The organism is Proteus cibi, assembly GCF_003144405.1.
Taxonomy (GTDB): domain Bacteria; phylum Pseudomonadota; class Gammaproteobacteria; order Enterobacterales; family Enterobacteriaceae; genus Proteus; species Proteus cibi.
Genome location: NZ_PENW01000005.1, coordinates 26,875 through 39,887 on the forward strand (window position 1 = coordinate 26,875; position 13,013 = coordinate 39,887).

At 39.3% G+C, this 13,013-nt stretch carries 11 protein-coding genes; 1 reads left to right on the forward strand and 10 read right to left on the reverse strand.

Annotation, left to right across the window (positions count from 1 at the left end; translation table 11 throughout):
• Positions 1–279: 279 nt before the first annotated feature.
• From recA to gpt, 10 genes are all read right to left on the reverse strand, one after another.
• The gene (gene recA / locus DK865_RS00965; protein ID WP_036911871.1) at positions 280–1,347 is read right to left on the reverse strand and encodes a recombinase RecA; all 1,068 of its coding nucleotides are present in this window, start codon (positions 1,345–1,347) and stop codon (positions 280–282) included.
• Positions 1,348–1,454: 107 nt separating this feature from the next.
• A complete protein-coding gene (gene pncC, locus DK865_RS00970) occupies positions 1,455–1,961 on the reverse strand; it encodes a nicotinamide-nucleotide amidase (protein WP_023580986.1) in 507 nt (168 codons plus the stop codon).
• Positions 1,962–1,997: 36 nt separating this feature from the next.
• A complete protein-coding gene (gene lplT / locus DK865_RS00975; protein ID WP_023580987.1) occupies positions 1,998–3,197 on the reverse strand; it encodes a lysophospholipid transporter LplT in 1,200 nt (399 codons plus the stop codon).
• Positions 3,197–5,356 (reverse strand): bifunctional acyl-ACP--phospholipid O-acyltransferase/long-chain-fatty-acid--ACP ligase, encoded by a 2,160-nt coding sequence (gene aas, locus DK865_RS00980; protein WP_109390934.1) that lies wholly within the window; start codon positions 5,354–5,356, stop codon positions 3,197–3,199. Before aas ends, lplT begins: the two co-directional genes overlap by 1 nt.
• A 103-nt stretch (positions 5,357–5,459) precedes the next feature.
• Positions 5,460–5,972, reverse strand: coding sequence for a shikimate kinase AroL (gene aroL / locus DK865_RS00985; RefSeq protein WP_109390935.1), 513 nt, complete (start codon positions 5,970–5,972; stop codon positions 5,460–5,462).
• Between the two features lie 145 nt (positions 5,973–6,117).
• On the reverse strand, positions 6,118–7,371 hold the full coding sequence (locus DK865_RS00990; RefSeq protein ID WP_109390936.1) for a glutamate-5-semialdehyde dehydrogenase: 1,254 nt from the start codon (positions 7,369–7,371) through the stop codon (positions 6,118–6,120).
• Between the two features lie 11 nt (positions 7,372–7,382).
• A complete protein-coding gene (gene proB / locus DK865_RS00995) occupies positions 7,383–8,486 on the reverse strand; it encodes a glutamate 5-kinase (protein WP_036911879.1) in 1,104 nt (367 codons plus the stop codon).
• Positions 8,487–8,601: 115 nt separating this feature from the next.
• A complete protein-coding gene (gene crl / locus DK865_RS01000) occupies positions 8,602–9,003 on the reverse strand; it encodes a sigma factor-binding protein Crl (protein WP_023580992.1) in 402 nt (133 codons plus the stop codon).
• Between the two features lie 71 nt (positions 9,004–9,074).
• A complete protein-coding gene (frsA, locus tag DK865_RS01005; RefSeq protein ID WP_109390937.1) occupies positions 9,075–10,325 on the reverse strand; it encodes an esterase FrsA in 1,251 nt (416 codons plus the stop codon).
• A 202-nt stretch (positions 10,326–10,527) separates the two neighbouring features.
• Positions 10,528–10,989, reverse strand: a complete 462-nt coding sequence (gene gpt, locus DK865_RS01010) for a xanthine phosphoribosyltransferase (protein ID WP_023580994.1) — start codon at positions 10,987–10,989, stop codon at positions 10,528–10,530.
• A 352-nt stretch (positions 10,990–11,341) separates the two neighbouring features.
• On the opposite strand from gpt, the gene pepD reads away from it, so the two are divergent.
• On the forward strand, positions 11,342–12,799 hold the full coding sequence (gene pepD / locus DK865_RS01015; RefSeq protein ID WP_036911883.1) for a beta-Ala-His dipeptidase: 1,458 nt from the start codon (positions 11,342–11,344) through the stop codon (positions 12,797–12,799).
• Positions 12,800–13,013 lie beyond the last annotated feature (214 nt).

Below are 13,013 nucleotides of genomic sequence, written 5' to 3' on the forward strand. Positions count from 1 at the left end.
AATTTCATACAACTATAAAAAATAGATTAGTAAAAAATATCGTTATATTAAATAAAGTAGTTTTAAAGGCTATTTTTCGTAGCAAGTAAACAAAATAAGACTAATTTTAATCCTCTTTTGAATAAAAAATAGGACATATAGCAAAAAGGAAGCCGTTTTAGAGCTTCCTTTTTTAAGTGAGTTAAATCACATTAATTGACGAGTAGCTTACAGCTACGGTAACTGTAATATGTTTTAATACACAATCAACTTAGCAATTTAGATATAGGTAGAAAATTATTATTCTGTTTCTTCAATATCTGTAGCATCATCGCTATTGTTAGTAAAATCAGCTGCACTAGTAAATTCGCCTGCATGATTTAATAACATTTCACGTAATTTAGTGTTTAACTCATCATACATTTCAGGGTGTTCTTTTAGGTAAGTTGTTGCATTGGCTTTACCTTGACCAATTTTCTCACCATTGTAGCTGTACCATGCGCCAGCTTTCTCTACCAATTTATGTTTAACACCTAAATCAATCAATTCGCCAAAGGTATTGATACCTTCGCCATACATAATTTGGAATTCAGCTTGTTTAAAGGGTGCTGCAATTTTGTTTTTCACCACTTTAACGCGTGTTTCACTACCAACAACTTCATCACCATTTTTAACAGAACCAATGCGACGAATATCTAAGCGAACTGATGCGTAGAATTTAAGTGCATTACCACCAGTTGTGGTTTCTGGATTACCAAACATAACACCGATTTTCATACGAATTTGGTTGATGAAAATAAGCAATGTGTTGGAGTTTTTCAGGTTACCCGCTAATTTACGCATAGCTTGGCTCATCATACGGGCAGCTAAACCAACATGCGAATCACCGATTTCACCTTCAATTTCTGCTTTTGGCGTTAAGGCAGCAACAGAGTCGACAACAATAACATCAACAGCACCAGAACGAGATAATGCATCGCAAATTTCTAAGGCTTGTTCACCTGTGTCAGGCTGAGAACACAACAGGTTATCAATATCTACGCCTAGTTTTTTAGCATAGATAGGATCTAAAGCGTGCTCTGCATCGATGAACGCACAAATTTTGCCTTCACGTTGAGCAGCCGCAATAACTTGTAGTGTTAATGTTGTTTTACCTGAAGATTCTGGGCCATAGATTTCAACAATACGACCGCGAGGTAAACCACCAGCACCTAAAGCAACGTCTAATGATAAAGAACCCGTAGAGATGGTTTCAACGTTCATGGAACGATCTTCGCCCAGACGCATGATAGACCCTTTACCAAATTGCTTTTCAATTTGACCAAGTGCTGCGGCCAATGCTTTTTGTTTGTTTTCATCAATAGCCATGTTATCTCCCTCTGGGCAGTGAAGCATAAATATGGGTCACTACCATTAAAACGTATATGATTTTGCTTGTTGAAATTCATTATACTGTATAATCATACAGCATCAAGTTAATTATTAATAATTTCTTTAAGAATTGATTTTAAAGAAAAAATAACAGATTCAGCTCTTACGTGCTCTCGTGAACCACTGAATATACAGTGTTTTGCCGTCGTTTTAATGCCTGTTGGTGTTTTCATCGCAAAGCCAAACCAAACTAAACCAACGGGTTTTTCTTCACTACCACCACCGGGTCCTGCAATACCGCTAACTGACACGGCAAAATCTGCATTAGCGGTTATCAGCGCTCCGTTAGCCATTTGAAGAACAACTTCCTTACTTACTGCGCCGTATTTAAGCAAAGTTTGTTCATCCACACCTATCATTTCATGCTTTGCTTCATTGCTATAGGTTACAAAGCCACGATGATAATATTCAGAACTTCCTGCAATATCAGTGATAACTTTCGCAATCCATCCGCCAGTGCAAGATTCAGCCGTTGTTATCGTACTCTTTTTTTCAAGTAACGCTTTACCCACCTGAATACTTAGGCGGGTCATTTCATCGTAATTTATCATTAAGGTTCATCTAACCTCTATTCTAAATCTCACTGTTTAAGATTTCTTTCTGGTGCAATCCCATAACCATAGGCCACCAATTGCGAGGGCGAAGATAGCGCCAAAACCAATTCCGATAGCAACGACAGACACACCAATGCTCGTAACCAGTGAGAATAATCCAAGCATTAATAACATTGCTGTGTTTTCACCTAGATTTTGTACGGCGATAGCATTACCCGCACCTACACTATGCTTTCCTTTGTCTTGTAATAGCGCATTCAATGGCACGACAAAGAAACCACCAAAAACGCCGATGATGATAAGAATTAGGTAGGATGGAATAATTGAGGTTTGCAATGAGAAGTAAACAACACCAAGACCAATTAAAATACCGGCAGGCATACAGCGGCGTACTGTTTTCAGTGTTACAAATTTGGCAGCTAATCCCGCACCAACAACAATACCAATAGCAACCATCGCATTTAATACAGTGGGTGTCGTATTATCAGTCATGCCTAGCGCAATAGGTACCCACTGAACAAGCAAAAAGCGCAACGTGACTCCTGCGCCCCAAAACATGCTGGTTCCCACTAAAGAAAAGCGACTTTCTTTATCAGCCCATAAAGTACGTGTAGCCTCAAGAAACTGTGTGAACATTTTTTTAATGTTCCAGCCTCGACCAATTTGAGCAGCGGATAATTTAGGGATACCCAAGTTAACAAATACAGCGAAAGCATACATGACTGCACAAACACCTAATGCAAAAACAATGCTCCAATCTGAAAGTAAACCACCAATGACTGATCCCAGTAAAATAGCCGCAATGGTAGAAGCTTCCATTAAGCCATTCGCTTTAACTAAACGTTCACCATCTGTTAATTCACCTAAGATGCCATATTTAGCAGGAGAATAAACAGCCGCACCAATCCCGACTAGGGCATAACCAAGGAAGGGATCTGAGCCGACACAGATAAGAAATGCACCAACAAATTTTAAAAGGTTGCCACTGAGCATGACCCTACCTTTAGGATTACGATCAGCAAACTGCCCTACAAAAGGGGCTAAAAGAATAAAAGCCAGCACAAAGACCATTTGTAAAACAGGTTGACTCCACTCTGGATACAGTGATGATTTAAACTGCGCAAGAATGGCAAATAGTAAGGCGTTATCGGCAAAAGCAGAAAGAAATTGTGATATCAATACTGCTTTCATTCCTCTACTCATTAAAGGAGGCTGGCTAATATTCTCTGACATTAGTTATTTTCCTGTTCAGCAAGTTTCTTCAATGAAACAAAATCCGTTTTTCCACTTCCTAAAACAGGAATTTCTTTGATAAAACGAATATCCTTTGGTACAGCAATTTCAGCAACACCTTCCGATTTTGCTAATGCAGACAACGTGCTACGATCTAATTGCTTATCGGTTGTGAAGAGGACTAATGATTCGCCTCTGCGTTTATCACTTATTGTCACAACAGTGTGCTCACCTTTAGATGCTTTACGCGCAAGTTGCTCAACACCTTCAAGAGAAACCATTTCACCTGCAATTTTTGCAAAGCGTTTAACACGCCCTTTAATAGTACAAAAACCTTCGCTATCAATGGCAACAATATCACCCGTGTCGTACCAACCTTCTTCATCGATACCTTCAGCATTGGTTGCGACAGGTACTTCCAATTTTTCAGGGGATTCTACACGCAAATATCCCATCATAACGTTAGGGCCACGTAGTTGCAGTCTACCGCCATCGGTAATACCACTCATTGGAATTAAACGCCCTTCCATACCAGGTAATAAACGCCCTACTGTATGCGCTTTGGCACTCATAGGGACATTAATGGATACAACCGGTGCACATTCTGTTACGCCATAACCTTCTAAAATACGAATACCAAATTTCTCTTGCCATAACATACGAGTTGATTCAGAAAGCTTTTCAGCCCCAGCAACCACATATCTCACTCGAGCAAAATCATAAGGATGGGCAAATTTTCCGTAATTTCCTAAAAAGGTTGATGTACCAAATAACACCGTGCAGTTTTGGTCATAGACTAATTCAGGTACGACTCGATAGTGTAACGGACTTGGATAAAGAAAAACGCGTGCGCCCAAGCAAATTGGCGTTAGCAAGCAAGCGGTTAAACCAAATGCATGGAATAACGGCAATGCTGACATAAATTTGTCTTTGGGTGAAAAGTCAGCAATAGCGCGAATTTGATCAACGTTAGCTAATAAGCTTGAATGACTGTGAACAACACCTTTAGGTGTCCCTTCAGAGCCTGATGTAAATAGGATCACGGCTGCATCATGCGCATCTTGCGGTAACATCGCTTTTTGAGGCGTAATAAGATGTTTGATGATCCAGCGTTTATCTTCGCGGGTGATAGTCTCTTTCAGATCCTCAAGATAAATCCAATTAGCTTCAGGAGTTTGCTCAGGAATATGTAATAAATTCCCTTTTTCTAAAAACTGGCGTGATGTAAAGATGGTTTTGATTGATGCGGCTTTCATCGCATTTTGTACACCTAAACTACCTGCCGTGTAGTTAAGCATTGCAACAACACGTTGACGCATTGTTGCGCCTAATAGTGCAGCCGCTGTCACTGTTGTATTTGGAAGCAGTAAACCTATACGCTCTTTAGGTTCAGTATATCGCTCAATCAAGCGACTGATCCCTAATGTTTTTTTCAGTAGCCCTTGATAAGAATCTTCTTTTAAATTGATATCAGAAATTAGTGGGCTGAATCGACCATATTGAGACATTGCCTGTAAAAATGCTTCATACAGCGTGATATTGGGTCGTGTTTGCATGATGGCGTCCATCATGATGTCACGCATCGCTTCACCTGCTAATCGGCGACGCTCAGAAGATTTTTCAGCTTTTGGCATCGGTAAATTAACAGCAGGAAGCACCTTGATAGTGATTTTAGGGAAGAATTGAGACTTGATTCGTAAGCTTTTACGGACTCGTGAAAAATAACTAAATTCAGCCCCTTCAATTCTAACAGGAACAACTTTAGCGCCTGATTTTGCGGCAATAAAAGCGGCACCTTCATAAATTTTCATCAAACCATTTGTTACTGTGATCCTTCCTTCTGGGAAAATCACAACAGGACGACCTTTATCCACTTCTTTAACTAATTGACGCACAGCCATTGGATTAGCGGGATCTAAAGGTACGATATCGGCATAACGACCTAACCATCTTGTCGTTTTTGCAGAAGCAACAGAGGTATAGACAGCAAACACAGGATTAATAGGCAGGAATAAACGTAATAATATACCGTCAATAAAAGAAGTGTGATTCGGTGTAATTATACATTTTTCATATTGTGAAAACTGATTAACAAGTCCTTCAATTCTTATTCTAAATAAGAATTTAAATAGTGTTTTAAAAAACGCTATCAACATCATATCCATATCTCATTTTGCTATAATTAGCCTTACTATAAATAGGATGTGATGAAAATAAAATAGATGTTCCCTGTTTTATCCTTTATATCAGACGACTTCTTAATTATTTCATGAGTTTTGCGAGAATTACCTCAATTATCTCATTTATAGATAATCCCGCATCGACGATGATATCAGCACATTGCAAATATAAAGGTTCACGTTTAGCCAAAACATCATTCATTTCTGAAACTAACGTTTTCCCCGTCAAACTTGGTCTTTGTGCTTCATTTGGATCTTGAGACAAACGCTCAACTAAAGTTTCAAGAGATGCCTGTAAATAAATAATAACACCTGAAGATTTCATATAAGCACGATTTTTTTCTGCTAAAATCATACCGCCACCCGTTGAGATAACTTGATTAGGTTGACTAACTTGGATTAGTGCTTCTGATTCAATTTGACGAAAAAAATCCCAACCTTTATCTTGCACCATTAAAGATATAGTCTGTTGATATTTTTGAGTTATCCAATCATCAGTATCAATAAATCTATAATTTAAAGTGAGGGAAAGTGCCTTACCTACTGTTGTTTTTCCTGCACCTCTAGGTCCGATAAGGTAAATTGTACTATCCATAAAATGCACTATCTCCATAGTGTGTTCCCTCTTAGGGGTGTAATAAAAAATTTACATACTGTAAAGTATGAAATATCATACCTGATGTAACAAAAAAATAAAGCCACACTTTTCTAAAGTGTGGCTTATTTAGTCATCTTAACAATTAGCGACGAATTGTATTGTCGCCGTAACCAATCCATTTATAGGTCGTTAAGGCATCTAATCCCATTGGTCCTCTAGCATGTAATTTCTGTGTACTCACAGCAACCTCGGCACCTAAACCGAATTGTCCACCATCAGTAAAACGTGTACTTGCATTAACATACACGGCAGCAGAATCAACTTGGCGAACAAAGCGATCAGCATTAGCGATAGATTGCGTTAAAATAGCGTCAGAGTGTGCTGTACCATAATGACGAATATGTTGGATCGCCATCGTTAAATCACTAACAACCTCAACATTCAGATCCAATGATAACCACTCATCACAGTAATCTGCATCTTTCACTTCAACTATTTTGGCACTGCCTTTTTTCAATCCAGCTAATGCTTTTTCGCTAGCATGTAACGTGACATTTTGCGCTGCCATCGCATCACTTAATTGCGGTAAAAAAACCTCAGCAATTTTTTCATGGACCAATAATGTTTCTAGTGAATTACATGCACTTGGACGTTGTACTTTTGCATTTACGATAACCGTTAATGCTTTTTCTAAATCTGCACTTTCATCCACAAAAGTATGACAAACACCGATACCACCAGTAATCACTGGAATTGTTGATTGTTCACGGCAAAGTTTATGCAGTCCTGCGCCACCTCGCGGAATAAGCATATCAATATACTCATCCATTTTTAGCATTTTAGCGACTAACTCACGATCGGGTTTATCAATCGCCTGGATCGCACCAGCAGGAATACCACATTTTTCTAATGCTTGTTGAATAACAGCAACAACCGCTTGGTTAGTATGATGGGTTTCTTTTCCACCACGAAGAATAGCCGCATTACCTGTTTTTAAACATAAAGAAGCGACATCTATTGTAACATTAGGGCGTGCTTCATAAATAACGCCCACAACCCCTAAAGGCACACGGCGACGCTCTAAACGTAAACCGCTATCTAACATACGACCATCAATAACTTGCCCCACAGGATCTTCTAAGCGGCACACTTGTCGTACATCATCGGCAATGGCTTTTAAACGTGCAGAATTAAGTAATAAACGATCAAGCATAGCGGCATTAATGTTACTTTCGCGAGCTGCTTGCATATCTTTTTCATTCGCGGCAAGAATTGAAGCTTCTTGTTGTTCTAATAAATCAGCCATGACTAATAATGCCTGATTTTTTTGCTCTGTTGATAGTTGAGCTAAATGCCAAGATGCCTCTCTTGCAGATTTACCCATTTGTTCTAACATCAGAAGGCTCCTTAGCTAACAATCATATCATCACGATGCACGGCAACACTGCCATACTCGTAACCTAAAATTTGACTAATTTCTTGTGAATGATGTCCTGCAATTAGACGCAGTGCATCACTATTATAGTGTGCAACACCATGAGCGAGATCTTTACCTTGCAAACTTTGAATGCGGATAACACATCCACGAGAGAAATCGCCTTTAATTTCTTTGATGCCTTTTGGTAAAAGGGAGCTACCTTTTTCTTTAATTGCGTTTTCAGCCCCTTCATCAACCACAATCACACCAGCAATCGGTGCACCAAAAATCCACCGTTTACGCGCTTCTAAAGGACTTTGTAAACCATGGAATAGTGTTCCAACAGGTTCATCATTAATAACTTTAGCAATAACTTCAGGTTGTACACCAGCAGCGATGACAACATCAATACCTGCACGCCCTGCAACAGTTGCTGCTTGCAGTTTTGTTGCCATACCGCCTGTGCCTAAACCCGATACGCTATCACCAGCCATTTGACGTAGCTCATCATTGATATCAAAAACTTCAGGGATCAATTTAGCATCTGGATTACTGCGGGGGTCCGCTGTATAGAGCCCTTCAATATCCGTCAGTAATAACAGTTTATCTGCACCCCCTAAAATAGCCGCTAATGCTGATAAGTTATCGTTATCACCCACTTTAATTTCCGCGGTAGCAACAGCGTCATTTTCATTGATAACGGGGATAATATGGTTATCTAACAGTGCATGTAATGTATCACGCGCATTTAGGAAACGTTCTCTATCTTCAATATCAGCACGCGTTAATAGCATTTGACCAATATGAATACCATAGATGGCAAATAACTGTTTCCATACTTGAATTAAGGCACTTTGCCCCACCGCTGCAAGCAACTGTTTTGAAGCAATCGTTGCGGGCAAATCAGGATAATTCAAATACTCACGCCCTGCTGCAATTGCACCTGAAGTGACAATAATAATTCGATGCCCTTTTTCGTGTTGTTTGGCACATTGGCGAACCAGCTCAACAATATGAGACTGATCCAGACGTCGTGAACCTCCAGTAAGGACACTCGTCCCTAATTTAACAACCAGCGTTTGGCTGCTACTCATAACATTTACCATTCTTGTTGATTATTTAAAAAGATAATACACAGTTTTATCAGGAGAGAAGCGTTATGCCAACTGACATAACGCAAAATCTATGAAAAGTTGCCCTAACACAAAATTAGGGCTGAATGGGAAGCGGAAATTTGTTCATTTTTTCATCTGGAATGAGTGTCATCTCTAATTCACTCACTGCAAGTTGAAGAAATTCATGAAAACGAATAAGTGTTTCATTGATTGACTCAACAACATCATTCTTACTTATGTTCTGATGAAGCCAATCACCATTTTTATCGAATAGCCCAATTTGATAATGATAAATGAGCTGTTGATTATTACGTTCTAATTCCATCCACCAGCCCCAAAACTCTCGTTTTTCCGGCGCGACTTTTTTATTTACACAAACAGCTAAACAGTCAAAAAAGAACTGGCTCTCTTGGCATTGTTGCTCTCGAATATATGGACCGATTTGAGCAAAACGCTTTAATAACTTACCTCGGGTAGGGTTCAAAGATGAAGTCATAAATTCAGTCTCCTTAGAAACTCTACTGTTATATAATCTAATATAATTAGCAAGTTATTGTTCAAAATTAATTATATTAATTTATCATAGATCCAATCTGCGCTTTTTTGTAACGCCAACTCTAAACCTTCGTAAAGCGGTTTGTCATTAATAGCAAGAATATCACCATCCATAGAGGAGCGTGCAATTAATTGCGAATCCTCTTTAGGACTCATTTCGTCCCCTTTCCAATAAACGCCCATCATAGGAACAGGCATTCGTCGCCCAATCAAGCCTTGGTTTTTCAGGGAATAACTACTCAACGATAACCGAAGATTATTTTCATCAATATTCCATAACCCTAAGCGACTAGCCAACACATCAAGATACATCACAGGGATTTTTTTCTGCAATTCAGCTTGCGTAAAGAAAGTGTGGATCAAAGGACCTAGGGCAACAACACCTTTAATCAATTTTGGGTAGATATAAGCTAAACGCACAGCAATATTACCGCCAAAGCGAAAGCCCATCACACCAACACGAGTATGATCAATCCAAGGTACTTCCGAAAGTTGTTTTAGAACTTCACCTTGCAATTGGCATGTATCTTCCGTTAGTTTTTGTTTTACTGAGTAACCAATTGCGGGCATATCCAGTGTTAACATTGCAATACCTTTAGGAGAAAGGTAATGACGGAAGAAGCTGACATAATCGCTTTGTAAGCCATCTAATCCGCCACAAAATAACACGGTAGGATAAGGGCCTCTACAATCTTTCGGTAAATGCAGAAAACCGGTTGTTGTCCCTTTTCCCTCTAATTTAAAGGTCAGCTTTTTCACTTCAAAAGAGGAAAATTTCGTCGCATTCTCAAAAGCTTTCATCGATAAAATAACGGCTTGATCTGCTAAGAAATCACCATTAATAAAGGGATACGCAGCAATGCTATAAAGGTGTGCGGCTTGTAACCAACAATCTGCTGCGGCATCACCAGACTCTTCACGTAATGCTTTTTGCTGCCAGATCATCGCTTGATGTGACCACTCAAACGACCACCCCCCTTTACGATACCCAACAACGGTATCAATAAATTTATCGTCACTACGAGGGGCATCCTGTACTGCAATTCGACTTAGCACCTCTTCAATTTCAATAGGCGAAATTCCACGCCAAATCCAAAGTAAACGTTGAATAGTCCGATACCAATTTTGCTGGCTCGCACCATTAAGTACGCTATAGGTATTAATATTCGATTTTGGGTGGGTATACTGAATTAACGTTGAAGTTTCAGCGTGTTTTGCTCGTGGCTTAAATAAAGTTTCAGAAAGATTCGTATTGTTTGACATATCACTCTTCAAATCAGTGGATATCGTATAAAAGGGCTTAAAAGTCTGGTTTTATCATAGCATGAAATCGACTGGAACAATGCGTATCACGACAAGCAATCGCACGAAGACATTATAAAGAGGAAGAGAAAAAAGCTTAAAAGCAAAAAATCCCCGCCTAAGCGAGGATCTCAATTAAAACAGCAAAGCGAATGCGATCAACTTATTTTTGATCGCAAACAGGTGGAATAAAGGCAACTCCCATATCCCAAGGCTGTTCAATCCATGTATTCTGCGGAATATCAACCACAAAATCATCCACTAAAGGACGCCCTTCTGGTTTTGCAAAGATAGTGACGAAATGCGCTTTAGGGTACATGTCACGGATAACTTTAGCAGTACCACCAGTATCAACTAAATCGTCAACAACGATAAAGCCTTCACCATCACCTTCTGCTTTTTTTAAGATTTTGAGGTCACGCTGATGATCGTGGTCATAGCTAGAAATGCAGACTGTATCCACATGACGGATACCTAATTCACGAGCAAGTAATGCAGCAGGGACTAATCCCCCACGGCTAACAGCAATAATGCCTGTCCACTGTTCGACTGGTAATAAACGTTGCGCCAATTGACGGGCATGTATTTGCAACATATCCCACGTTACAACATATTTTTCGCTCATAATATTGTGATCCTAGCTACTTGAATTTCGAGAGAAGCTTTTTTGCGGAAAAAAAGGTTGCGCGAGATTATAGTGATTTGAGCGCCTAAAAACCAGAGAAAACGTGAAAACAGGTGAGATTATCCTTATTTTTTTCGGTAATGTCTTTTTCTGATTAAAAAACGAACCATATAAAAATGAATACAAAATAGATATCTAATTTCTTAGATAGAGATGTGAATAGAATGACGCATTCATCAGAAGAAAGTGATATTCTCAACTATATTGGCGTATAACGCTCAGAATAATAAAGCTAACCCTTAAAAAAGCGGTAGGCTATCAATAACACAGATGCTGTTAGAGGAGATCCATCGTGTCTGAACTATCTACTCTATCCCCACAACCACTATGGGATATTTTTGCAAAAATTTGTTCGATTCCACATCCATCACATCATGAAGAAGCCTTAGCTTCCCATATTCTTTCTTGGGCAAGTGAAAAAGGTCTTTTTGCACAGCGCGATGCCGTTGGCAATATTTTAATTCGTAAACCCGCAACCAAAGGCATGGAAGATCGTAAAGCCGTTGTTTTACAAGCACACTTAGATATGGTGCCACAAAAAAACAACGACACAGTTCACGACTTCACTAAAGATCCAATTCAACCTTACATTGACGGCGAGTGGATCAAAGCGAAAGGCACCACATTAGGTGCTGATAATGGCGTTGGTATGGCATCTGCATTAGCTGTTTTAGCTGATGACTCAGTTAAACATGGTCCATTAGAAGTGCTGCTAACTATGACTGAAGAAACAGGCATGGACGGTGCATTTGGTTTACAACCAGGTTGGTTACAAGCTGATATTCTTATCAACACAGACTCTGAAGAAGAAGGTGAAATCTACATGGGTTGTGCGGGTGGTATTGATGTTAAAACCACAGTAAGCCTTTCTTACGATGCAATCCCAGCAGGGCACGTTATTAAACAACTGGTTCTAAAAGGATTAAATGGTGGTCACTCTGGTGGTGATATCCATTTGGGTTTAGGTAACGCCAATAAATTATTAGCGCGTTTCTTAGCGGGTCATGCCGAAGAATTATCACTGAAATTAATTGATTTCCACGGTGGTACACTGCGTAATGCGATTCCTCGTGAAGCAAACATTGTTTTTGCGATCCCTGCGGATAAAGCAAGCCAATTAGATGCAGTAAAAGCGAAATTTGAAGCGCTGTTAAAAACAGAATTAGCGATTGTTGAAAAAAATCTGAAAGTTGAACTCTTTGATACAACAACAGATAAAAAAGTGTTCACAGCCGATTGCCAAGAACGCTTAATCAACCTACTTAATGCAATGCCAAATGGCGTTATACGTATGAGTGACGATGTTGAAGGTGTTGTTGAAACATCATTAAACGTCGGTGTTGTTAGCATTGTTGACGATAAAGTAGAGATCCTGTGCTTAATTCGCTCACTGATTGATAGCGGTAAAACCTATGTTGTTAGTATGCTAACCGCATTAGCAAAACTGGCGAAAGCGGATATCGAAACCAAAGGCGGTTATCCTGGTTGGAAACCTGATGCAGACTCTCCTGTTATGCATTTAGTTCGTGACACTTACCAACAACTGTTTAATAAAGTGCCAAACATCATGGTTATCCACGCTGGTCTTGAGTGTGGTCTATTCAAAAAACCTTACCCTGATATGGATATGGTTTCGATTGGACCAACAATCCGTGGTGCTCACTCACCAGACGAACGCGTTCACATTAAGAGCGTCGGTCAATACTGGCAATTATTAACCGCGATTTTAAAAGCAATCCCAGCTAAATAATCTCGCTTTAACGTTAATAATGAAACCCGCTTAATAGCGGGTTTTTTTGTCGCTGAAGCCATCACAAAAAATAATTTATCCCTCCTAATCACACCCTATTTCCCTTAAAGATCATAATTTATTCCTTATCTAGCTAACTCCATAATGACTTATTTCATTATGGAATAAAAAATAAATCCTAATAAATTAAATTTATAGAATGCTAATCATTATC

Excerpts from the sequence above, each read along its gene's own strand:
- recA (WP_036911871.1), bottom strand. The coding sequence starts at position 1,347 with ATGGCTATTGATGAAAACAAACAAAAAGCATTGGCCGCAGCACTTGGT.
- gpt (WP_023580994.1), bottom strand. The coding sequence starts at position 10,989 with ATGAGCGAAAAATATGTTGTAACGTGGGATATGTTGCAAATACATGCC.
- aas (WP_109390934.1), bottom strand. The coding sequence starts at position 5,356 with ATGATGTTGATAGCGTTTTTTAAAACACTATTTAAATTCTTATTTAGA.
- crl (WP_023580992.1), bottom strand. The coding sequence starts at position 9,003 with ATGACTTCATCTTTGAACCCTACCCGAGGTAAGTTATTAAAGCGTTTT.
- proB (WP_036911879.1), bottom strand. The coding sequence starts at position 8,486 with ATGAGTAGCAGCCAAACGCTGGTTGTTAAATTAGGGACGAGTGTCCTT.
- aroL (WP_109390935.1), bottom strand. The coding sequence starts at position 5,972 with ATGGATAGTACAATTTACCTTATCGGACCTAGAGGTGCAGGAAAAACA.
- pncC (WP_023580986.1), bottom strand. The coding sequence starts at position 1,961 with ATGATAAATTACGATGAAATGACCCGCCTAAGTATTCAGGTGGGTAAA.
- frsA (WP_109390937.1), bottom strand. The coding sequence starts at position 10,325 with ATGTCAAACAATACGAATCTTTCTGAAACTTTATTTAAGCCACGAGCA.
- lplT (WP_023580987.1), bottom strand. The coding sequence starts at position 3,197 with ATGTCAGAGAATATTAGCCAGCCTCCTTTAATGAGTAGAGGAATGAAA.
- DK865_RS00990 (WP_109390936.1), bottom strand. The coding sequence starts at position 7,371 with ATGTTAGAACAAATGGGTAAATCTGCAAGAGAGGCATCTTGGCATTTA.